Annotated in this window: 17 protein-coding genes and 3 pseudogenes; 9 read left to right on the top strand and 11 right to left on the bottom strand. The window is 59.2% G+C overall.

Annotated features, from left to right (window positions below):
- Positions 1 to 549: 549 nt before the first annotated feature.
- The gene (locus EDE09_RS20330) at positions 550 to 1,761 is read left to right on the top strand and encodes a multidrug effflux MFS transporter (RefSeq protein WP_132412661.1); all 1,212 of its coding nucleotides are present in this window, start codon (positions 550 to 552) and stop codon (positions 1,759 to 1,761) included.
- A 326-nt stretch (positions 1,762 to 2,087) separates the two neighbouring features.
- Here the strand turns inward: EDE09_RS20330 and EDE09_RS20325 are convergent, their stop codons facing one another.
- From EDE09_RS20325 to EDE09_RS20305, 5 genes are all read right to left on the bottom strand, one after another.
- The gene (locus EDE09_RS20325; RefSeq protein ID WP_105374951.1) at positions 2,088 to 3,452 is read right to left on the bottom strand and encodes a sigma-54 dependent transcriptional regulator; all 1,365 of its coding nucleotides are present in this window, start codon (positions 3,450 to 3,452) and stop codon (positions 2,088 to 2,090) included.
- Positions 3,449 to 5,245 (bottom strand): ATP-binding protein, encoded by a 1,797-nt coding sequence (locus EDE09_RS20320; RefSeq protein WP_132412659.1) that lies wholly within the window; start codon positions 5,243 to 5,245, stop codon positions 3,449 to 3,451. Before EDE09_RS20320 ends, EDE09_RS20325 begins: the two co-directional genes overlap by 4 nt.
- 208 nt (positions 5,246 to 5,453) lie before the next feature.
- On the bottom strand, positions 5,454 to 7,586 hold the full coding sequence (locus EDE09_RS20315) for a TRAP transporter permease (RefSeq protein ID WP_132412657.1): 2,133 nt from the start codon (positions 7,584 to 7,586) through the stop codon (positions 5,454 to 5,456).
- A gap of 64 nt (positions 7,587 to 7,650) precedes the next feature.
- Positions 7,651 to 8,607: a TAXI family TRAP transporter solute-binding subunit gene (locus EDE09_RS20310; protein ID WP_132412655.1), complete on the bottom strand. Its 957-nt coding sequence runs from the start codon at positions 8,605 to 8,607 to the stop codon at positions 7,651 to 7,653.
- Positions 8,608 to 8,955: 348 nt separating this feature from the next.
- A complete protein-coding gene (locus EDE09_RS20305; RefSeq protein ID WP_132412653.1) occupies positions 8,956 to 9,441 on the bottom strand; it encodes an Lrp/AsnC family transcriptional regulator in 486 nt (161 codons plus the stop codon).
- A gap of 124 nt (positions 9,442 to 9,565) precedes the next feature.
- On the opposite strand from EDE09_RS20305, the pseudogene EDE09_RS20300 reads away from it, so the two are divergent.
- Both EDE09_RS20300 and EDE09_RS20295 read left to right on the top strand, forming a co-directional pair.
- A pseudogene (locus EDE09_RS20300) lies at positions 9,566 to 9,865 on the top strand (transketolase); the annotation flags it as partial.
- Between the two features lie 17 nt (positions 9,866 to 9,882).
- Positions 9,883 to 10,287 carry a substrate-binding domain-containing protein gene (locus EDE09_RS20295; RefSeq protein WP_245505209.1) on the top strand — a complete coding sequence of 135 codons (405 nt, stop codon included), beginning with the start codon at positions 9,883 to 9,885 and terminating at the stop codon, positions 10,285 to 10,287.
- Positions 10,288 to 10,422: 135 nt separating this feature from the next.
- On the opposite strand, the gene EDE09_RS20290 is transcribed toward EDE09_RS20295, so the two are convergent.
- Genes EDE09_RS20290 through EDE09_RS20280 form a run of 3 tightly spaced genes read right to left on the bottom strand, consistent with a single transcriptional unit; the run spans position 10,423 to position 13,446 of the window.
- Complete coding sequence (locus EDE09_RS20290) at positions 10,423 to 11,454, bottom strand: L-idonate 5-dehydrogenase (protein WP_132412649.1); 1,032 nt, start codon at positions 11,452 to 11,454, stop codon at positions 10,423 to 10,425.
- 13 nt (positions 11,455 to 11,467) lie between these two features.
- Positions 11,468 to 12,235 carry an SDR family oxidoreductase gene (locus tag EDE09_RS20285; protein ID WP_207914875.1) on the bottom strand — a complete coding sequence of 256 codons (768 nt, stop codon included), beginning with the start codon at positions 12,233 to 12,235 and terminating at the stop codon, positions 11,468 to 11,470.
- Positions 12,236 to 12,246: 11 nt separating this feature from the next.
- Positions 12,247 to 13,446 (bottom strand): mandelate racemase/muconate lactonizing enzyme family protein, encoded by a 1,200-nt coding sequence (locus EDE09_RS20280; RefSeq protein WP_132412645.1) that lies wholly within the window; start codon positions 13,444 to 13,446, stop codon positions 12,247 to 12,249.
- A gap of 164 nt (positions 13,447 to 13,610) precedes the next feature.
- Here EDE09_RS20280 and EDE09_RS20275 point away from each other — a divergent pair, with 164 nt between their 5' ends.
- From EDE09_RS20275 to EDE09_RS28960, 5 genes are all read left to right on the top strand, one after another.
- Entirely contained in the window at positions 13,611 to 14,396 is a 786-nt protein-coding gene (locus EDE09_RS20275; protein WP_132412643.1) for a GntR family transcriptional regulator, read from the top strand.
- Positions 14,397 to 14,537: 141 nt separating this feature from the next.
- Entirely contained in the window at positions 14,538 to 15,557 is a 1,020-nt protein-coding gene (locus EDE09_RS20270) for a TRAP transporter substrate-binding protein (protein ID WP_132412641.1), read from the top strand.
- 54 nt (positions 15,558 to 15,611) lie between these two features.
- On the top strand, positions 15,612 to 16,184 hold the full coding sequence (locus EDE09_RS20265) for a TRAP transporter small permease (RefSeq protein ID WP_132412639.1): 573 nt from the start codon (positions 15,612 to 15,614) through the stop codon (positions 16,182 to 16,184).
- A gap of 3 nt (positions 16,185 to 16,187) precedes the next feature.
- Positions 16,188 to 17,516, top strand: a complete 1,329-nt coding sequence (locus EDE09_RS20260) for a TRAP transporter large permease subunit (RefSeq protein ID WP_207914874.1) — start codon at positions 16,188 to 16,190, stop codon at positions 17,514 to 17,516.
- A 297-nt stretch (positions 17,517 to 17,813) separates the two neighbouring features.
- A complete protein-coding gene (locus tag EDE09_RS28960; RefSeq protein ID WP_348631327.1) occupies positions 17,814 to 18,134 on the top strand; it encodes a class II aldolase/adducin family protein in 321 nt (106 codons plus the stop codon).
- A 76-nt stretch (positions 18,135 to 18,210) separates the two neighbouring features.
- Here the strand turns inward: EDE09_RS28960 and EDE09_RS20250 are convergent.
- The 3 genes and pseudogenes from EDE09_RS20250 to EDE09_RS20240 form a co-directional block, all read right to left on the bottom strand.
- A pseudogene (locus EDE09_RS20250) lies at positions 18,211 to 19,110 on the bottom strand (SMP-30/gluconolactonase/LRE family protein).
- The gene (locus tag EDE09_RS20245; RefSeq protein ID WP_132412637.1) at positions 19,107 to 20,141 is read right to left on the bottom strand and encodes a 4-hydroxythreonine-4-phosphate dehydrogenase PdxA; all 1,035 of its coding nucleotides are present in this window, start codon (positions 20,139 to 20,141) and stop codon (positions 19,107 to 19,109) included. The pseudogene EDE09_RS20250 and the gene EDE09_RS20245 overlap by 4 nt, the downstream one beginning before the upstream one ends.
- A 107-nt stretch (positions 20,142 to 20,248) precedes the next feature.
- Positions 20,249 to 21,064 (bottom strand): annotated as a pseudogene (locus EDE09_RS20240) (ATP-binding cassette domain-containing protein); the annotation flags it as partial.
- Here EDE09_RS20240 and EDE09_RS20235 point away from each other — a divergent pair.
- Positions 21,057 to 21,290, top strand: a complete 234-nt coding sequence (locus tag EDE09_RS20235; RefSeq protein WP_245505208.1) for a hypothetical protein — start codon at positions 21,057 to 21,059, stop codon at positions 21,288 to 21,290. The pseudogene EDE09_RS20240 and the gene EDE09_RS20235 sit on opposite strands and share 8 nt — an antisense overlap.
- The last annotated feature ends 199 nt before the right edge of the window (positions 21,291 to 21,489 follow it).

Genomic DNA, 21,489 nt, shown 5'->3' with positions numbered 1-21,489 from the left:
TATCAGGAAGGATGAAAAGTACTGCGCCACTTGAAACAAAAAGGCGAACGTTTGCATAGGACGGTAGGCTGGCTGTCCATGCAACTAGCACATCATACCGGCTTGACGTCGCGAGCTAGTTTTGCCTCGCATCGTAGATTGCAAAACGGTCGGTTAAAGAAGCTCTTGCTTCGTCGGGGTATAAAGAGGGCGGGCATAGCGAGGTTGTCATAGAACCGTCGCGACAATCCAGTTCTCCGGGTCATCGATATACCTGCAATGACGGGCTTTCCATCTTCTACCACGTGAAGATTAAGGTTTGCGCGAGATTCCTGATTTTCGTATCAGAGTGCCGACTTTGAATTCCAGGGAGTTTCCGTGGCAAATATCACGTGCGAAAGGCAGCGTATGCCATGAGTTTTGCTGCAACTGACAAGTTTCCGACCCTTTCCCGGTCATTCCTATCGAGAAGGGTCAAAACCGAGAGCGGACATTCTCGCGGCAGTCCCTGTCGCGGCCGGATCGCTAGACAGCGACTAGCAATTGACAACAACTAAGGATCATGGCGGCATGGCGCCCAGTGTCCCACGAGAGCACATCGTCCTCTACGCGCTTCTCACCGCGCTGACCGCCGTCAGCATTGATTCGCTTCTGCCGGGTCTGCGTGAGATCTCGTGCGAGCTTGCGCCTGCGCCGCCCCTATCTACCCAGCATGTCGTCTCCTTGTTCATTTTGGGTATGGTGTTCGGCGAGCTATTCCTCGGCCCCCTCTCGGATGCGATCGGCCGCAAGCAGGCCCTGGTCATAGGGCTCGGCGTCTACGCTATCGGGACGTTTGTCGCGCTGTTCGCGTCCTCACTCGAAGGAGTGGTCGTCGGGCGCATCCTCCAGGGCGTCGGGGTGGCGGGTCCGAAGATCGCAACCCGCGCCATGATCCGCGACCAGTTCGAGGGAGAGGCCATGGCGCGCATCATGTCCTTCCTGTTCTCGCTATTCATCCTCGTGCCGATGGTCGCTCCCGCGCTGGGTCAGGGTGTGATCGCGTTTGGCGGATGGCGAGCGATGTTCGCCGTCTACCTCGTGCTCGCCTTAGCGTTAGGAACCTGGGTCGTTCTACGCCAGCCCGAGACGCTGCCGCCAGAGCGCCGCATCCCGTTGCGGCCTCGCATCCTGCTTGCCAACGGCGTCCGCATTCTTGCCAACCGGCGCGTCGCGCTTCTGATCGTGGCGACTGGATTCGTGTTCGGTGCACAGCTCCTTTATCTTAGCATCGCTGCCGACCTCTTCGCCGACGCCTACGAAGTCCGTGAGACATTTCCGTTCTACTTTGCCTTGCTCGCCGGGGGGATCGGGCTTGCCTCCTACCTCAACGGTCGCTTTGTGGGGCGCTTCGGCATGGATGCCATGGCGCGGTGCGGGTTCCTCGGCCTGACGCTTGCCGGGCTGCTCATGCTGGCCGCATCGAACGCCTTCGACGGCCGACCACCGCTCATGCTCCTTCTGCTCTTCGGCTTCGCCGCCTTCTTCTCGATCGGCATCCTGTTCGGCAACCTCAACGCCATGGCGATGCGCTCGCTAGGACAAGTCGCCGGCCTTGGGGCTTCCCTGATCGCGTCTGGATCGAGCTTGGTGGCGTCCCTCTTCGCTGTCGGGCTGGGTCCGTTCTACGACGGAACCGTGAGCGTTCTGGCAGGTGGCATCTTCCTGGCGGGTGCCGCCTCGCTGACGCTGGGCGAACTGTCGGCTCGCGTTAGCGATGCTCCCATTGCAGCGGTTCGATGACCCACTAGTTCGTTCATTGAAGGTAGCTATTTGTTTGCTGCCCCAGACCGGATAGCCCGAAGTTCACTCTAGTCCGATTTTCGGATGTGTGTATCCGGAACCGCAGCTTGCAGCGCTCGCCCCTTCCAGCATAGACAACCGACCTGGTGCCTAAGCCGCCGTTGAGGGTTGCCGAATTGGTAAGGACAATTAGATGGACGAGCTTCTTTGCCTTGAACTGTATCGAACCGTCGACCCGCTGGAGGCGTGCTCGCAGCAAACCGGTCCCTGGAACTCTAATAGGACCACAGAGGCGTCAGTGACATAGTTTTGAGGTTTTCCACCAGCTAGAATGGGTCTCGTTCTTTTTTAACGGACGGACTCTTGGTTCGTTTGATCGAATATTTCGCGATCTTCTCATTCAGGGTTCGCAGAGGGATTTGAAGGTCTGCTGCCGCTCGGGCGGTACTTCCTTGATGGTTTTGAAGCGCCTGCGCAATCACGGAACCTTCGTACGCCGCAAGCTGGTCCGGCAAAGAAGTTGCACGAGCATCTCCGCCTGTTCCGGAGGACGTAGGGAGTTCATCCAGGCCCAGGGCGAAGCGCTCTGCACGCGCTTTTAGGGCTCTGACATTTCCCTTCCAGTCCTGGCTCTTCAGATCGGCGAGGAGTTCGGGCGACAGATCTCGCTCGGAGCGCCCATACCGGCGCGCAGCCAACGATGCGAAATGTACGAACAACGCCTCGATATCCTCGCGGCGCTCCCGCAGTGTCGGTATGCGGACGTCCACGGTCGCAAGCCGGAAAAACAGATCTTCCCTAAAGCGGGACGCAGACATCTCCGCGGAGAGATCGCTTTTTGCCGCCGCAAGGATGCGGACGTTCACCGGTCGCAACCGGTTTTCCCCAAGCCGCTCGATTACCCGCTCCTGCAGGACGCGCAGGATCTTTGCCTGCAGAGATAGCGGCATCGCCTCGATCTCATCGAGGAATATGGTCCCGCCCTCGGCGAATTCGAACTTGCCCACCCGCTCGGTCAGCGCTCCGGTAAAGGCCCCCTTCACATGCCCGAAGACCTCGCTCTCGAACAGGGTTTCGGGCAAGGCGCCGCAGTTGATCGCGACGAAGGGCGCAGACGCGCGGCTGCTTTGCCGATGCAGCGCCTGAGCAACCAGTTCCTTGCCGGTCCCGGTTTCGCCGATAATGAGAACGTCGATATCGACTGCGGCCAAGGCCGCGACCCGCTGCCGCAGGGCCTGCATCGAAGCGCTGTCCCCGATCAGGGTCTCAGACGGCTTGACGTCGCCGACAAGCCCCTGAAGCCGGACGATCTCCTCCTTCATTCGTTTTTTCTCGAGCGCCTTGTTGAGCACCGAGATCAACCGCTCTGCGTCATAGGGCTTCTCAATGAAATCTTCCGCACCGCGTTTCATCGCCGCGACCGCCAATGAGACGTCGCCATGAGCCGTCAACAAAACGACAGGCAGTTCCGGCTTTTGCCGCTGCAGCGAGTTCAAGAGGGTCATGCCGTCTATGTTGGGCATCCGGACGTCGGTGAGCACAATGTCGACGCCATCTTCGAGTGCGGCCTTGTAGGCTTCTTCGGCGCGCTCGAAGCTTCCAACGTCAAAGCCGCTTACCGCCAGCCAGTCACTCACGGCGCGCAGGTGATCGCGATCGTCATCGACGACAATGATACGCCCCCTGCTCACTGCGCCGCCTCCAGTCGCAGCTCAGCGTCATTCGCGGCCGGTACCGTGATCACTGTCCGTGTGCCTCCCTCCTCGGCATCTTCGAAGCGTATCGCACCACCGCATTCCTTGATGATCGTCGTCGCGATGGACAGGCCGAGCCCGAGCCCCTCGCCTGTCAGCTTGGTCGTGAAGAACGGTTCAATGATCCGCTCACGAAGATCAGGCGCGATTCCGCTGCCGTTGTCGATGATGGCAATCTCAACCTGCTCGCCGATCCGCCGACTCTCGATCCGCACACGAGGGTCCGGCCGGTCTTGCACCGCGTCGAGCGCGTTCAGGAGCAGATTGAGCATGGCCTGCTCCAGCTTGACGGAGACCGCCCTGACAGCCAGCACCTTGCCTGCGGCGACGTCAACGTCAACTCCCATGGCTTTACTGCGCGGCGAAGCCAGCTCAAGGACGTTCCTGATCACGCTGTCAACGGCCAGGACCTCGAACTCCGACACATCCTTGCGGGCAAACGTTTTCAGGTGCTTGACCGTTCTCTGCATCCGCCTGACGAGATCTCTCGCCTTCGTCAGCCGCTCGCCGGCATCCGCGCGCCGGCCCTGATCCGCCAACAGACCTGCGGTGGCAAGCGTAGCATCGAGGGCTGCCAGCGGCTGGCTCACCTCATGGACGATGGCAGTCGACATCCTGCCGAGCGCCGCCATCTTCTCCGAGTGTATCAGGCCCTGCTGGGCTTGCCGCAGTTCCTCTTCGGTTCGCTTGCGCATGTCGATCTCGCAGGCGAGGTCGTGGGTCCGTTCTGCCACCATCCGTTCAAGCAGTTCTCCCTGCCTGAGCCGCATCCGGACGAGCTGGCGACGCTGCCGCAGGACGTAGAAGATTGCTCCCGTCGTCAAACCAACCGCAAACACCGCAAACGCCCACAACGCGCCGATCATGTCCACCTGTCGCACGTCGGCTGCGGCGACGATCTGCCAGTCGTCCGGCTGAAGTGGAGCAAACTTGGCCATTAGTTGTCTGTCCGCCCCGGGCATGATGACGGAGGTGTCGGCGGAGCGGGAGGCAGTCGAGGAGATGGGCTCGGCGCGCCCGAGATCGACGCCATCATAGGTCCGCTCCTGCAGCAACCGCTCAAGCATCTGATCTGCCAGGGGTTGTAGGGGCCTGTACTTCCAGCCCGGATCTCCCGACAGGAAAACCACCCCTGCCCTATCTGCGATGGCAATGCGAACACCGGCCGCCGCCCATGCCGCCTCAAGTGGGCTCAGATCCGCCTTCACGACGACGACAACCGGCCGCGCCCCGGCGATGTCGATCCGTGAGGACAGGAAATAGCCGGGCTTTCTGGTCGTTACGCCGATGGCATAGAAACGGCCATTGCCCGCTACAAGAGCGTCGCGGAAATATGGCCTGAAGCTGTAATCATGGCCGACAAAGCTTTGGGGCGTCGCATGATTGCTTGCCGCGAGGGTCAGCCCGGCAGCGTTCAGCACATAGAGATCAGCCGGTCCGGTTTGTTCGACGATCCGCTCAAGATAGGCATTTGCAGCATCAATTGCCTCTGGTGACGTGTCCCTGGCCAGGGCGCGCACTCGGGCATCTTCGCCAACGATCGCTGGCAAGGAACGGAAGCGGTCGATCTCGGTGGTGATTGAACGCTTAGCGAGGACCAGACTTTGCTCGAGCTGTGCCTCCTGCTTATGAAGCACCAGATTACGAGCGACATGATATGAAAACCATGACGCAAGGGAGGTGACGACAAGAATGGCGGCCGCCATCCGGTTGAAGCTTTCTGTCAGCATCGCCCCGCCCTGCTGGTCCGATAACCCATGCTGATGATCCTCCCCTTAAAGACCGCCACAGGAACAACATAGCATTCTTGTTGCACCTTGCATCTGCCGCTTTGAAGGTTCCACTGGCCTGATTATGTGGTGACAGAACGCGCTGTCGCGGAAGAACTTGCGTGCCTGCACAGGAGCTCCCCCATGCAGGCAGGATCAGCGGACGTAGTCAAGCAGAGGAGACGGCAGACTCGTCGACTGGCACTGGCCGTGCGGGCGTCACTCGGGACGCCCGCCACACCATGATGCCGAAGACCACGGTCAGGGCAAAGCCGATCTCGTCCGTCAACGGAAGGGCGGCAAACAGGGTAAATGCGGCACTGGTTGCGATCAGCCGATGGACGATCGACAAGCGGATCACCATGAACCCGATGACGGCTGCACCCCATAGCCCGATCGCCAAGGTTGTCTTCATCACTATATAAGCCACGGCCGTCCAGTATCCATAGGCCATGGCAAAGGCGCCGCCGTCCTGCAGCATGAGGGCCGGCGAGTAGACTGCCATGAACGGTATGACGAAGCCTGCCGCTGCAACCTTGATGGCCTGAATAGATATCTTCAGCCCGCTTTCACGAGCGATGGGCGCCGCGGCGAAACAGGCGAGTGCCACAGGCGGCGTCAGGTCGGCCAGGATTCCGAAATAGAAGACGAACATGTGGCTGATGATCAGCGGCACGCCCAATTCCAGAAGCGCCGGCCCTGCGATCGAGGACGTGATGATGTAGTTTGGAATGGTCGGAATGCCCATTCCGAGCACGAGACATGTCACCATGGTCAGAAGCAGTGACAGAAACAGGCTCTTGTCGCCGACAGAGACAATGAATTGTCCAAAGGTGTTGGCAGCACCCGTCAGTGTCATGGTTCCGATGATGATGCCCACCAGCGCACACGCGATGGCCACCGGCAGGGCTGTCTTGGCCCCTTCCGCCAGGGCATCACGGCACGCAACCAGAGTTTCCCGTCCCCCTTGACGCAGCGCATTGGCAAGGACGAGGACCGCGAGGGTAGTCAAGACGATCGTCATGCCGAACTGGAAGAATGAGGCGGCGACAAGCCCGAGGCCGAGCCAGAAGATGATCCGGATCGCGATCGACGGAATCCCGAGCGCCAACGAGGTGCCGAGGATCAGCAACATGATGAAGGCCAGACCGACGGTGCCGGCGAAAAGCGGAGTGTACCCGGAAAAGAGCAGCCATACGAGCGCTGCCAGCGGCAGCACGAGATGCCAGCCCTTCTTCAGTGCCGCAAGCCCCGAGGGAAGTTCCTCCTTCCGCAACCCGACCAGCCCGTGCTTGCCAGCCTCCAGATGCACCATCCAAAAAGCCGAGGCAAAATACAAGATCGCAGGGATCAGGGCGGCCTTGACGATCTCGTGGTACTCGACCCCAAGGGTCTCGGCCATGATGAAGGCAACCGCACCCATGACCGGCGGCATGATCTGGCCGCCCATGGAGGCCGTGGCCTCGACGCCACCCGCGAAGGCAGGGCGATAGCCGAACCGCTTCATCAGCGGGATGGTGAACTGACCGGTGGTCACGACATTGGCGACGCCGGATCCGGAGATCGTGCCCATCAGGCCCGAGGAGATGATCGCCACCTTGGCCGGACCGCCCCTGCGGCTACCGACCAGGCTCAGCGAGACATCGTTGAAAAGCTCGATCATGCCGGCCTTTTCCAGGAAGGCTCCAAACAGGATAAACAGAAAAATGTAGGTCGCCGATACAAGCGTCGGAATCCCGTAAATGCCCTCGGTCCCGTAGGCCATGTGGTCAATGACCTGGGAAAACCCGTAGCCCCGGTGGTTCAATGGCGAAGGCAGATACTCGCCGAGCAGGCAGTAGAGGAAGAAAATGCCGGCGATGACCGGAAGCGCCGGTCCCATCAGAACCCAGGAAGCGGCAAACACGATGGTGATCGCCAGGATGCCGAACAGAATGTCACGCGGCACTGGATCACCGGCTCGCAGGATCAGATCAGTATATTCATAGCACTGGTAGAAAGCGACGGCGGCCGCCACCAGAGACGCACACCAGGCAAGGACGCGCACTAGTCCGCTCTTGTCGAGGAGTGCGGCCAGAAGCGGAAAGATCAAGACGGTGACGAAGCCGACATGAATGGCTCGCAGCACCTGACTTGGCGGGTCGAGAAGATGTGCAGCCGTGGCAAGCTGGAATGCGGAAAACACGAACGCGATGGCGAAGATAAATCGGCCTTCCCGTGATTTAGGGAAAGCGGCTGCAAGCGCGTCATGCGCGCTCAGGTCTGCAGCATGTCCGTCAATGGATGTCGAAAGCGGTTTCATGGGATCCTCCGGTCGAAAGGGTGAGGGCGGCGAATCCTCCACCGCCGCCCGGTTTTCATCGCGCTTACAGGAGGCCTTTTTCCTTGTAGTAGCGCTCCGCGCCCGGATGCAGCGGAACCGGCATCCCCGTCATAGCGTCTTCCAGTTTCACGCTGCCAGCCGCCTTGTGGGCGGCCGACAGTGCTGGCAGGTTTTCGAACAGCTGCTTGGTCATCTCGTAGGCAACGTCGTCAGAAACGTCGGAATGAGTGATCAGGAAGTTTCCGACCGCAACGGTGCTTACATCAGCATCCTGGCCTTCATACGTGCCGGCGGGGACGGTCGCGGCGACATACGGTGCTCCAAGCTTCGTCGCGATCTCTGCGGGAATAGCTACCAGCTGTACATCAAGCGATGTGGCCAGATCGCGAAACGACGACACGCCGAGACCCGCTGACTGTAGGGTGGCATCGAGCTGGCGGTTCTTCATCAGCTCGACGGACTCCGCGAACGGAAGATATTCCGTCTTTCCCAGCTGATCATAGCTCATCCCAGCAGCGGCCAGGATGGCGCGCGCATTGAGCTCCGTCCCAGATTTCGGCGCACCGACAGACAGGCTCTGCTCCTTCAGTTCCGCAAGCGTGGTGATCCCCGACTCGCGCGATGCCATGATCTGGATGTAGTTGGGATAGATGGTTGCGATCCCGCGCAGCTTGTCGAGCGGTGCCTTGAAGCCGGCGTCTGCATCCCCTTCCCAGGCCATCTTGACCGAATCGCCCAACGCAAAGGCGATCTCGCCGCGCCCCTGCTGCAAAAGGTTGAGATTTTCGACCGAAGCCTTGGTTGCCTGCACCTGTGTGCGCGCCCCTTCGATCGTCTCGCCATAGATCTTCGACAAGGCGACCCCCAGAGGGTAATAGACGCCGGATGTTCCTCCAGTAAGGATGTTGATGAACTGGTCGGCACGTGCGGCCGTTGCCGTTGTGGCAAGGCTAACCAAACCGACCGTCACTAAGGCAAAGTTTCGAATGCTATTGCTCATGCAGGTTTCCTCCCAGTGCACGTTGCGCGGCTGATCCACCGCGTGACGTGTCAGGAGCAAAAGCTGGGCCATTTCCTAAGTTATTGGAAAAGCTCAAGGGAGAATGGCGCGATCGTTTGAGCGAGGCGAATTTTCGCCAGGTTCAGAATAGCTCCAGCGGAAACCTGCCTACTCTCCATCGTCTAGCTCAAGCCTGAGCAGATGCTGTTCAGCATCATCATTGGTGATCATGTCACCTCTTCCGCCTTGATGGGATCCGAACCGCCTTTCTTCTATTCAGCCGGATAAGTCGCTGAAAAGATGGCGCCGTAGTGTAAACTATCTGCACAGATTCCGGCGCCGGCTTGCTCATGTAACGTCGATCACATTTGCCCCCGCCGCTTTTACGCGCCTCAGCGACACCGATGACTGGATCGACGCTATTCCTGGAATCTTCGTGAGCTTGCTGGTGAGGAAATGTTCGTATTCGCGCAGGCCTGGGGCGAGGATGCGCAACAGGTAGTCGTTCTCCCCCGTCATCAGCCAGCAGTCGACGACTTCGGGGTATTTCATCACCTCGGCTTCAAAGACCTTGAGCTGAGAATCGATCTGCCTGACGAGCTTGACCGACATGAAGACGGCAACCGGCAGTCCGATCCTCTCTTCATCGAGATTGGCCGTATAGCCGGTGATGACCCCTTCGTCCTCCAGCCTGCGCAGGCGGCGCAGGCATGGAGAGGGGCTGAGACCGACACGTTCGCTGAGATCCTGGTTGGATATGCGTGCGTCGGCGAGCAGTTCACGCAGGATCACTCTGTCGATTTTGTCGAGTTGGACGGATTTGGCAGAAGTCATGTGTTTTTCTGATTTGTCTGGCAGAAATATGCCGAACGTTATACTGCTTCAGCACGAATACGCAAGAACCGCCTTCCGAAACTTCCCTATTCTGCGGTCGGCCGCTGGACAGGGAGGAAGATCAATGGCGAAAAGCACTGAAGCGTCGGAAACTCAAATATTGCGCGATCTGGAGCGAAGGATTCTTTGGCTCGCTTGCTGGATGATCGACCAGGCCAATCGGCGCGATAAGATCGATGGCGTGAAGGTCGGCGGCCATCAAGCCTCCAGCGCCTCGCTGGTTTCGATTATGACGGCGCTCTATTTTGACGTTCTCAATCCTGAAGACCGGGTGGCCGTCAAGCCGCACGCCTCCCCTGTCTTTCATGCCATCCAGTATCTGATGGACAATCAGACGGTGGAGAAACTCAAGAATTTCCGGGGTCCTTGCGCGCGGCGGGGGTGAGCCTCCCACCCCACCGCATGTTGATCGGCGCTTCATCCCTGGATTACGGCGCACAGGGCTTCTCGGCGCTGATGGCGGAAGCCCGGCGGCCGACGGCGATCATCTGCGGCAACGACACGATCGCGCTCGGCGCCCTTCTCGCGGCCCAACAGTTAAAGGTCGAGGTGCCCGCGGACTGTTCGATCACCGGCTTCGACGACCTCGCTATTTCGAGCCGCATTTCACCAGGACTGACGACCATGCACGTCGACAACGCTGCAATCGGAGCCGAGGCCGCGCGGCAGTTGCTAAAGGCGATAGATCAAAAGTTTACGTCCCTCAGCCCCGTGGAGTTCATTCCTGACTTTAGACTGAGGGGTAGCACAGCGCCGCCGATGCGACCAGATCAACCTGACCAGTGATGGAGCTGTTTCGTATCCGTGCCGCATCCGCAACTGGGAGCGGAGGAAGTCATTTCCTGAGCCGAGGCATAAGGATGTTCTTCACCAAGCTGAGGGACATCATTGAATGAAACCGGCCCATTGACGATATAACGCCTAAAAAGAAATCTGAGTTTTCATTGAGCGTGAACGATCAGAGGCCAAGCCAAAAGCTTGAATGGCGTGTTCAACGGGCAAGGTGGCGGTAATAAGAGGCCGCACACCAATCAACCCTTTTCCGAGCAAGTCCACTGCCAATGCAAACTCACTATCGAAGCGGAAACTGCCAGAAAAGTCGATCTCTTTCGTGACAATAAGGTTCATCGGAATTTTGAAATCTCCTCCTAAACCGAGCTGCACAAAGGTTCCGCCAGGTCTCAGTACCTCCAACGCAAGATGAGCAGCCTGCTCGGCGCCGGACGCTTCGAACGCAACATCAAATTGCCCCTTGTCGGCTTTCTCCGGTTCGAGTGCCACAGCATCCGTTGCGATGTTGATGGCACGAGATGCGCCGATCTCTATGGCCTTTTGAAGAGGGAACGGACCGATATCAGTGACGACCACCTCGGCCGCGCCAGAAAACCGGGCAGCCAAGATCATCAACGCTCCTATCGGCCCACAACCTGTTATAAGGACCCGCTTTCCCACGAGCGGCCCCGCACGATTGACCGCGTGGAGACACACCGCAAGCGGCTCCGCCATAGCGGCTTCGCCCAGCGAAAGTGACCCGGCGATCGGGATTGCTTGCTCAAACTCGACAACAACGTGGCTCCGAAAGCCGCCCTGAACGTGGGGCACCCTCATGGCACTGCCCATAAACCGCATGTCGAGACACTCGTTGCGCATGCCTCGGTGGCAATAGACACACCGGCCACACGGAAGGCTCGGGTTTATGGCAACGCGGGTGCCAATGGCGAGACGGGAGACACCCTCACCGAGCTTTGTGACTGTCCCGGAAATTTCGTGCCCAAGCGCCATCGGCTCCTTCACGCGAACGGTGCCAAAGCCGCCATGGTGATAGTAGTGAAGATCGGAGCCGCATATTCCACCTACCCCGATTGAAACCTCAACCTGGCCCGCGGCAGGGGTGGATCTGTTCGCCTCCTCGATCCGTAGATCACCGGCCGCATAAATCATTACTGCTGGCATGCCGCCGCTCCTCTTAAAGTACTGAGATCATTCCGCCATCGACGTAGATGATCTGACCATTGACATAGTCGGCTGCAGACGAGGCGAGATAAACGGCGGTGCCGGCGAGTTCGTCCGGTCGGCCCCAGCGCCGCGCCGGCGTTCGCGCTTTGACCCAGCTGTCGAATTGAGGATTGGAAATAAGAGCCTCATTCATGTCTGTTATCATATATCCAGGCCCGATTGCGTTCGCTTGAACTCCGTGTTCTCCCCACTCCGCAGCCATCGCCTTGGTCAGCATCTTAATGCCCCCCTTGGCGACGGTATACGGGGCAACAGTCGCGCGAGCGAGTTCGCTCGTCAGCGACCCGATATTGATGATCTTGCCGCGGCCGCGCACAATCATTCGACGCGCGGCCTCTCTTCCTATGATGAATGCACTGGTGAGGTTGGTATCGATGACGCGTTGCCAATCCGCAGTCTCGAGTTCTACCATCGGCTTTCGGAACTGCATGCCGGCGTTGTTCACGAGAATGTCTATGGACGTGCCTCCTGCGTCGAAATTTTCGAACGCCGCAACGATGGCGGCTTCGTCGGTCACGTCGAAGGGTGCGACGAGCACATCATGACCCGCGGCGCGCAGCTCATTTGCAGTTTGCTCCAAGCGTCCCAGATTAATTCCGTTGAGAACGATCTGCGCTCCGGCTCTTGCGAGCCCTTCTGCAATCGCCAGCCCAAGTCCGCGCGACGAACCGGTAACAAGAGCCGTACGTCCAGAAAGATCGAATGGGTTTGTCATCATACAGCTTCCGTTCACAGGGTGGAAACGCGCGTGGAGAAATCTGACCGCTCGAATATCTGCGGCACAAGCTCAGTCCCAAGCCCCGGACCCTCCATCGGCAGAACATGACCATTCACGACCCGGGGAAGCTCTGTCACCAGTTCCTTGTACCAACCGGTATAAAAGGCACGTACGGATTCCTGGATCAGGGTGTTGGGTTGCGAGAGCGACGAATGCACTGCGGCAACGTAGGCAACAGGCCCTGTGCAGTCGTGCGGCGCGTAAGGACGATGATAGGTGTCGGCTAGAGCTGCTATCTTTCGGCCCTCGGTCAACCCTCCTGTCCAGACAAGGTCCGTCATCACAACGCCGATCGCCCCCGCCTCCAGCATATCCTTGTATGGGAAACGAGATCCGAGCGTCTCCGACGCGCAGATGGGGATCGTTGTGGCGGCAGCAAGTTCCTTAAGCGCCGAGACAGAATTCATTCGGATGGGGTCCTCGTACCAGGTCGGCTCGTATGCCTCCAGCTCTCGAGCGATCTTCTTCACCGTGGGCAGATTCCACAGGCAATGAAATTCCACCATGATCTGCATCTTATCGCCGACGGCCTTCCGAATCTTCTCAAACGGCGTCACAGCAACCCGCATCTGCTCTGCAGTGATGAAGCGTCCGTCGTTTTCTATGGCCGCGGGGTCAAACGGCCAAATCTTCATGCCGGTAATTCCCTGCTCCAGGAGGCTCTCCGCGATCACGCCGGCATCCGTCATGAAGCCGTTCAGATCTTCGTAGGGGCCGTCAGCCGCCCCAAAGTTCCAGGTGTCGACCGGCTTGATCTTGTTTGATCGCACATAGCCATAGCCAGCACACGTGTTGTAAACGGGCACGCGCTCGTGGCAAAGGCCACCCAGCATCTGATGCACGGGCTGACCGCAGGCCTTTCCAAAGATATCCCATAGGGCCAGATCAATCGCTGACGCGGCTCTATATTCAGCACCTGTGGAAGACTGCGCCATAGGCAGGTTCACAAGTTCCCGCGAATGGGCCTCAATCCGCAGCGGATCCTTTCCCAGAAGCCGCCCCGCCAGGACGTCGTGAATATGTGCCTCTACTGAGCCGGCGCCGTAGAAGGTCTCACCCAGCCCGATGATGCCGGCATCAGTTTCGACATGAACCCACAATACGTTTGCGAACTCTTCGAGTCGGAAGGTCCGAATGGCGGTGACTTTCATGGTTCCTCCGAAGGCGTCTGCAGGAAGCGTTTTTTTGGTCCCGCCTGGACAATATCGGCACCAGCTCCCCCACAATTTACGCGAAGATGCATAAATCAGTTTGTAAAATGTCACAACATGTTTTATCTTTTCTCCATCGACTAGTCGCGAACGGGAGGTGAGCGATGACGACGGACAAGCCCAAGCTTCACGTGGTGAAGCAGACCATTGCCAGCACCAAAGGCGCAACCCGTCCTGCCCGCGTCAATCGGGTCAATCACTTTCAACTCGCTTACGAGCGGATCGAGAACCTGATCGTGAAATGCGACCTTGCGCCGGGAAGCGAGCTGTCGATGCAGGATCTTCAGGATCTAATTGGGCTTGGCCGGACACCGATTCATCATGCGGTAAACCGCCTGGCACTCGATACGCTCATTTATGTACGGCCGAGACACGGCTTGCGAATTGCGCCAATAGATCTGTCACGAGAACGGCTCCTACTGAGCCTGCGCAAGGACATCGAGCGGTTCGTCATTGAACTCGCTGCGCAACGCTCCAGCGCCTCACATCGTAACCAGATGCTCCACCTGAACCGCGTGCTGCGAGAGCGGCGTGATGCGATGGATATCAATGAGTTCAACGAAATCGACCGTCGAATCGACAGCCTGATGCTATCGGCCGCGGGTGAGCCCTTTGTCGAGCACACACTTCGCCCACTTCATACTATTTTTCGCCGCACTGGCTGGCTTTACCACCGTCAGATGCCCGGCAGCGCCGATTTGAAGACGACCATTGATGTTCACCTAGCAGTGCTGGATGCGGTTGCGAACCGACACATTGACGCGGCTCTGCAAGCTTCTGATGCACTTATCGCGTTCGTCGATGGCATGTTCGACCACCTGGAGGACCGGATTGACCCGAGCCTCCTTGACGTCAGCATTCAGCCGCTTGGGGATCCCTTGCGAAGGTAGGCGGCTCATTCGCCAACTGCAGCCTAAGTCCCGGCGAGGCTGAATCACGACCCACCCAAAGTCTTTTGCGCCAGCTTTGATGGTAAGCGGGCAAATCGGATGGCGTAAACAACAAATGTGAGTATCCAAGGGAGGTAATTCATGAAACGCGTACTTCTTAGAACCGCAGCGGCACTGGTAGCGGTGGCCAGCCTTATGGGGACTGCCCTCGCCCAGGACTTTTCGTTCCGGTTTCAGTCTTCCGATCCGGCAGGTAATCCCAACTTCGAATACCAGAAGGGCTGGACGAACCTCGTCGCGGAGCGTTCGGGTGGAAAAATAAAGATCGAGCTCCTGCCCGTGGGGTCAGTTGCCGAATACAACGAGACCTTGGACGCAGTCGCAGCCGGCATTCTCGATGGCCAGATCTGCGATTCTTCGTACTGGGCAGGCAAAGACCCCGCATTCGGTTTGATTTCAAATCCAGTCGGCGCCTGGTCGGACCCTACACAGATGATCGATTTTGTCGAGAACGGTGGTGGAAAAGAGATCATGCAGGAGCTTCTTGGTTCCTATGGTCTTCACTTCATCGGGGTATCTACCCCTGGCTTGGAAGCCTTTGTGTCACGCGTTCCGCTCGATGGGGTGGATGACTTGAAGGGCGTGAAGGTCAGATCGCCGGAGGGGCCGATTGCCAACGTGTTTGCCGCGGCAGGTGCCGCACCCGTCAACCTGCCCGCCTCAGAAGTATATACATCGCTGGACAAAGGCGTCGTCGACGCGGCCGACTACTCGGTCTTCTCCGTGAACCAGCAGCAGGGGCTTAATAAGGTTGCAAATCATCCGGTCTATCCCGGCTTCCATTCTCTGCCACTCGTCGAGGTGTCGATGAACAAAGCGAAATGGGAAGCGCTCCCCGACGACGTCAAGACGATGCTCGAGGAGACCGTGAAGGATTTTCAGCAGACCCAGATTAATGGTCTTAAAGCGGCCGATCAGAAGGCGCTCGAAGCGGCGAAGGCGGACGGATCAATCACCATCCATGACTGGTCGGCCGAAGAACGGACTAAGTTCCGGGCACTGGCCGTGGCCGAATGGGAGCGCATCGCTAAAGGCTCACCCATGTCACAGAAGGTGTTCGACACGCTCACCATCTACCTCAAGGAAAAGGGCCTGCTCTGAACCCAGCCGCGGCCTCTTTCGGGGCCGCGCATTCCCGAATCTACGGAGAGAGCCGTGTCAGATCACATTTCTATTGTCCGTGACTCAGAAGCCATTTCTGCAGGTCCTGCCGGCGCGGCGCCGGAGTCGGGTTTGCTCGGCCGCATAGTCGACAAAGTTGCGTTCGTGTTCGCCGCAGGCATCGTCCTGGCCGCAGCCATACTCTTGATGGAGGTTTTTCTTCGCTACCTGTTTAACCGGCCTACAATCTGGGCTCACGAGACGACAGTCTTTCTCTGCGGCGTGTCGTTCGTGTTTGGCGGCCTCTATTGCACGTGCAGAAACACTCACATCCGCGTGGTCCTTCTCTACGATCTGTTTCCAGCGCGCATCCGCCTTTGGGCAGATGTGATCATATCACTGGTGAGCGCCCTCGCGAGCGCCTTCTTCGCGTATGCGGCACTGCATATGGTCCAACGCGCCATCATCACTCCGTCTGGCGAAATTCGGTTTGAAACAACCGGCAGCGCATGGAGCCCTCCGACGCCGGCTCTCATCAAGATTTTCATACTGATCACAATGATTTTGCTGGTTATCCAGTTCCTAATCCTGGCGGTCAACTACGCCCGGCGTAGCGTAAGAGACTAAATAATGATGAATCTCTTGGACTTCAGCATCAATATGCAGGCGCTGGGCATCGGCTGGGGCACCTTGCTGATGTTTGCGATGATGGTGGCGCTGCTCCTCACGGGCATGCCGCTCGCGTTCGTCACGCTTCTCGTAGCGCTGATCTTTGCGCTCGGCTGGTTCGGCCCGATGTCAATCCCGCTGATCGCGAGCCGCGTCTATTCCTTCGTGATGAATTTCGTCTTCGTCTCGGTTCCAATGTTCGTCCTGATGGCCGCGATATTGGACCGCTCCGGAATAGCACGGGACTTGTTCGACGCGATGAAACTCTTCGCCGGAAGAATCCGCGGAGGGGTCGCAGTCCAAACCGTATTCGTCTCGGTTATACTGGCTGCAATGAGCGGAATCATTGGTGGCGAGATCGTGCTGCTTGGTCTCATCGCATTGCCCCAAATGCTGCGCTTGGGATATGATCGCGACCTCGCGATCGGTGTCGTCTGCGCAGGCGGATCACTTGGAACCATGATTCCGCCGTCAATTGTCCTCATCATATACGGGCTGACGGCGAACGTTTCCATTGGCGAGCTGTTCACGGCAGCCTTCCTCCCCGGCTTTATGCTGGCGATGTTCTATGTCGTGTACATATTGGCACGAGCCTACTTGACGCCGCATGTCGTTCCGAAGGTCGATCCGACACCCATTCCGCGAGATGAGAAGATCCGCCTGTTGAAGGGTCTCGCCTTGCCTGTTCTCGTGGTGTTCGTCGTCTTGGGGTCCATCTATGGCGGTATTGCCTCGGTGACGGAAGCATCGGCGATCGGTGTTGGGGGAGTATTGCTCTCAACGATGCTGCGGGGTGAATTCTCTTACGCCTTGCTGAGGGATGCAGCCATGCAAACTCTAGCGACGGTAGGAATGATCGTCTGGATTGGTATCGGCGCGACGGCGATTGTCGGCGTCTACAACCTGATGGGCGGGGTGAACTTCGTCTCCGGAATGATTACCGGTGTCTCTGACAACCCCACCGTGATCGTCTTGGTGATGATGGTGATCTTGTTCGTGCTCGGAGCGTTTCTTGATTGGGTCGGCATTGCCCTTCTCACGATGCCAATCTTCGTTCCGATCATCAAATCGCTGGGCATGGATCCGGTTTGGTTCGGCGTGTTGTTCTGCATGAACATGCAAATCTCGTTTCTGTCTCCCCCGTTCGGGCCAGCTGCCTTCTATCTCAAGTCGGTAGCGCCCCCGGGCATAACATTGGGGATCATCTTCAAGGCTCTGGTACCATTCATTCTCCTGCAGATGCTCGCGGTGGGGATCCTGATTGCATTCCCCGGGATTACCGGTCGTTAGACAAAAATTTACCAGACCTTCGTCGGGGATGGCAGAGCACCGTTTCGTCGACGGCTCTGGCGGTGGCCCCTTACCAGCGAGGTTTTGGGCTTGGAGAATGTCCTCTCTATCGGGTTGGCGTAAGGGGTGCATGGCGGCAAGAGCAGGTGTGCTCTCCGCCAGTTGCCATCTCACTCCGCAAGCTCGCAGACCTGTCTGACGTTGACCGCTTGTCGCAGCGCAACTGTCGAAATTTTCCGCCGAAGGCGTGCACGCTGGGGGTGAAAAGCCGACCAAGGAGGCCTTCTCTACCAATGCATGTATTGCGAGCGGCAGAGCGCCGGCGCCGTCGTGCATCTGCATCCCACCCATGCGGTCCCCATCAGCATTCTCGACGGGTTGAATCCGGATGATCTGCTTCCGCCGCTGATGGCCTACTACGTCATGCGCGTGGGCCGCCTGCCGCTGGTTGCGCATTTCCCGCGCGGCGAGGTGGCTTTGGCCAAGGCGGTCGGGCTGAAGGCGCGCAAAAGCCACGCGGTGCTGCTGGCCAATCACGGACTGGTGGTTGCCGGCAAGACATTGCGGCAAGCCCAATATGCGACCGAAGAGCAGGAGGAAACACCCAGCTGTTCCTGATGCTGCGGGGCAGCCCGATCCGCCGGCCTTTGACTCAGGCACAGGCAAGTTCGATCAGGCTGCGACCGGCCGAGACTCAGCCCGGTCGCAGCGCTCCCTGCGTCCTGACATCGATGGCATAGAACGACGTCGAAGCTGTCATGAAGATCCGCTCGCGCTGGGGCCGCCGAACGTACAGTCGGCGATGATCTCGGGTACCAGGATCTTGCCCAGCCTGCAGCCGTCCGGCGCATATACCTGGACGCTGTCGTGCGAGGAGGTGAGAAGGTTGCCGTTGATGTCGATCCGGAACGCGTCCGAAGCACCGAGTCGCACATCGCAGAAGACCGGCTGCGCGCCGGTCTGCGGCAATCGACGACGTCGAACACCTTACATGGCGGTGCCCGCCGCGTGGATGCGAAAAGCCGGTGGTCAGAGATGTAGAGCAGATTCTCGTCGGGCGAAAACGCCAAGCCGTTCAGCTTTTCGAGATCATCGGCGACAATCTGCACATCGCTGGTGGCCGGATTGAAGCGATAGACGTGGCAAGCGCCGATTTCACTCTCGGCCTTGACGCCTTCATCGTCGGAAAGGATTCCATAGGACGGGTCGGTGAACCAGATCGTCCCATCCGACTTGACCACCACGTCGTTGGGAGAGTTCAAGCGCTTTCCCTGTAGCGATCAACGAGCGTCACGACCGTTCCATCGTGTTGGGTCCGGCTGATGCGGCGGCCCGAATGTTCGCAGGACACCAGGCGGCCGTCGCGATCCCGCGTGTGGCTGTTGGCGTGGTTCGACGGCTGGTGAAAAATGGTGCCGTCCTTGATCGGGTGCCAGCGCATCCGGTTGTTAGGAATGTCGCTCCAGGTGACGCCGCCGTCCTCCCACCAGACCGGCCCCTCGCTCCACGCAGCGCCGGTCCAGAGCTTTTCGAGCGCGGCGTCAGGATCGACCAGTGTCCGCATGCGCGGATCCTCAATGACGATGCCGCTCATGCTGTGCGACCTCGCATTGCTGCTGCGGTGGCCATGCGGGCCGCCAGCATAACCGCTTCCTCGCTGGCAAGCGGATTGGCAATGCCCTTGCCGGCAATGTCGTAGGCCGTGCCATGCGCCGGCGTGCAAACGGGAAATGGAAGGCCGCCCAACATCGTCACGCCGCGATCGAAGCCGATCAGCTTCATCGCGATCTGCCCCTGGTCATGATACATGGTTAGCACCCCATGATAGCCGTCGCGAAGCGCCGCCAGGAAGATGGTGTCGGCCGGGTATGGGCCCGAGACATCGAAGCCCTCGGCCGCGGCCGCATCGACCGCCGGACTGATGATTTCGATTTCCTCCATGCCGAAACTGCCACCGTCGCCCGCATGCGGATTGAGGCCCGCCACAAGCAGGCGCGGGGTTTCGACGCCCGACTGTTTCAGGCAATCCACCGTCAGCCGGATCTCGGCGAGGATCGCCTCGCGCGACAGACTGGCCGCGACATCCTTCAGCGGAACATGCGAGGTGACGCGGGCATTCCACACGGTATCGAGGACGTTGAACTCCTTGACCCTTCCGGCCAGCTGCAACAGCTCCTGGATGAAGCGGCTTTCGTCGTCATAGCCCGGATAGGCGAAGCGCATGGCCTTCTTGTTCAGCGGTGTATAACAGACCGCCGCCACCCGGCGGGCCTCTGCCAACCGCAGCGCAAACGAAAAATTCTCTATGGCGAAGCGTCCGCCTGCCGGCGTCGCTTCGCCGATGGTGACGGCTGCCGGATCGAGATTGCGCAGATCGATCAGCACCGGGCTCAGTGCCTGCCCTATCGCAGGTTCCCCCACCGTGTCGATGTCGAGCGACAGGCCAGCTACCCTCGCGCCGCCTTCAAGAATTCGGCGGTCGCCGATCACCACCAGGCGCGCGGCGGCGGCGAGCCTGGGTGATACGATCAGCCTCGCGGCAAGCTCCGGACTGATCCCGGCAGGATCGCCCATGGCGAGCGCTATCAGCGGGCGTTCGGCAGCGCCGTTAACATTTGCATTCATGGCGTCGCACCCTCAAGACCCGCTTCGGGGCACAACCGCCGGCCATCCGCCGCAAACAACCTGATGCATTCGGGCTCCCAACTCAGCCACGCGTCTTCGCCCGGTCAAAAATCTCGCCCGTCGCGCTGTTCCACCGTGACCATCTCACCGCCCGGAAGATAGCAGTAGAGGTATCGGGTGCTGCCGAGATATTCGGAGAAATCGATTTCGACGCGCAGCGCATCCTCCCTGCGGTCTCCCACTATCAGGTGTTCGGGGCGGATACCGAGCTTGACGGAATCCCCCTCCGTCACGCCCGTCAGGGGCTGCGGCAACGGAATGATTGTGCCGGCCAGGTCGATACGGTTTCCCGCCAGGTAAACCGCATCCACGAAGTTCATGCGTGGGGAGCCGATGAAGCCCGCGACGAACAGGTTGTTGGGGTCCTCATAGACGTCACGCGGCGTGCCGACCTGCTCGATCACGCCGTCCTTGAGCACGACGATGCGATCCGCCAGCGTCATGGCTTCCGTCTGATCATGGGTGACGTATATCATGGTGTTACCGAGTTCCCGATGCAGGCGGGCGATCTCGATGCGCATGCTGACGCGCAGTTCCGCATCCAGGTTGCTGAGCGGCTCGTCGAACAGGAATGCCAACGGCTTGCGCACGATGGCGCGCCCGATCGCCACGCGCTGACGCTGCCCACCGGACAGTTGCCCGGGGCGGCGATCGAGCAGCGGCTCGATCTTGAGTATCTGGGCTGCTGCCTGCACCTGGCGCTCGATCTCGTCGCGCGGAGTCTTCGCCATTTCGAGGCCGAAGGACAGGTTCTCCCGCACGTTCATGTGGGGGTAGAGGGCGTAGGACTGGAAGACCATGGCAATCCCGCGCCTGGACGGATCGAGATCCGTCACATCGCGACCGGCGATCAAAATGTCGCCCGATTTGGAAACCTCGATGCTGAACTGCTGTTATTTCGCGGCATCCGGAATGGGTGTCGGCATCGTCGATCGCACCAGCCTTCGCTCGGCCGGGGCCGCCATCCTCGCCATTCCATTCGAGCCAAGGATCGAAGTCTCCTATTTCGCCATTCGTCCGTCCGGCGGGCAGCGCATTGCCGTGCTGGATGACATCGTGGGGCGGATGGGCGAATTGATGGGTCAGTAGCCACCGCTGTCTATCAGAGCTTCGAGACCTAAATCGGGATAGGGGGGAGCCTATTGGCTCCGCCCCTCCCACACCACCCGGCATGCGGGTCCGCACCGGGCGGCTGGAGCAGTTGAGGTCGTCAGGCCCGTAGTTCTCCCGGCCTGGCGCCTGGGTTTGCTTATTCTGGTTCGGCCGATTTGATTTCTCGCTGCCGTGG

The sequence above is a fragment of the Neorhizobium sp. S3-V5DH genome, assembly GCF_004343065.1.
Lineage (GTDB): Bacteria > Pseudomonadota > Alphaproteobacteria > Rhizobiales > Rhizobiaceae > Neorhizobium > Neorhizobium huautlense.
This window is presented reverse-complemented; position numbering and strand designations above follow the sequence as displayed.

Bases quoted from the DNA above. Each gene is read 5' to 3' on its own strand.
- EDE09_RS20280 (WP_132412645.1), bottom strand. From the start codon at position 13,446: ATGAAAGTCACCGCCATTCGGACCTTCCGACTCGAAGAGTTCGCAAAC.
- EDE09_RS28960 (WP_348631327.1), top strand. From the start codon at position 17,814: ATGTATTGCGAGCGGCAGAGCGCCGGCGCCGTCGTGCATCTGCATCCC.
- EDE09_RS20245 (WP_132412637.1), bottom strand. From the start codon at position 20,141: ATGAATGCAAATGTTAACGGCGCTGCCGAACGCCCGCTGATAGCGCTC.
- EDE09_RS20260 (WP_207914874.1), top strand. From the start codon at position 16,188: ATGATGAATCTCTTGGACTTCAGCATCAATATGCAGGCGCTGGGCATC.
- EDE09_RS20290 (WP_132412649.1), bottom strand. From the start codon at position 11,454: ATGCCAGCAGTAATGATTTATGCGGCCGGTGATCTACGGATCGAGGAG.
- EDE09_RS20285 (WP_207914875.1), bottom strand. From the start codon at position 12,235: ATGATGACAAACCCATTCGATCTTTCTGGACGTACGGCTCTTGTTACC.
- EDE09_RS20310 (WP_132412655.1), bottom strand. From the start codon at position 8,607: ATGAGCAATAGCATTCGAAACTTTGCCTTAGTGACGGTCGGTTTGGTT.
- EDE09_RS20315 (WP_132412657.1), bottom strand. From the start codon at position 7,586: ATGAAACCGCTTTCGACATCCATTGACGGACATGCTGCAGACCTGAGC.
- EDE09_RS20330 (WP_132412661.1), top strand. From the start codon at position 550: ATGGCGCCCAGTGTCCCACGAGAGCACATCGTCCTCTACGCGCTTCTC.
- EDE09_RS20275 (WP_132412643.1), top strand. From the start codon at position 13,611: ATGACGACGGACAAGCCCAAGCTTCACGTGGTGAAGCAGACCATTGCC.
- EDE09_RS20320 (WP_132412659.1), bottom strand. From the start codon at position 5,245: ATGCTGACAGAAAGCTTCAACCGGATGGCGGCCGCCATTCTTGTCGTC.
- EDE09_RS20235 (WP_245505208.1), top strand. From the start codon at position 21,057: ATGTCGCCCGATTTGGAAACCTCGATGCTGAACTGCTGTTATTTCGCG.
- EDE09_RS20305 (WP_132412653.1), bottom strand. From the start codon at position 9,441: ATGACTTCTGCCAAATCCGTCCAACTCGACAAAATCGACAGAGTGATC.
- EDE09_RS20270 (WP_132412641.1), top strand. From the start codon at position 14,538: ATGAAACGCGTACTTCTTAGAACCGCAGCGGCACTGGTAGCGGTGGCC.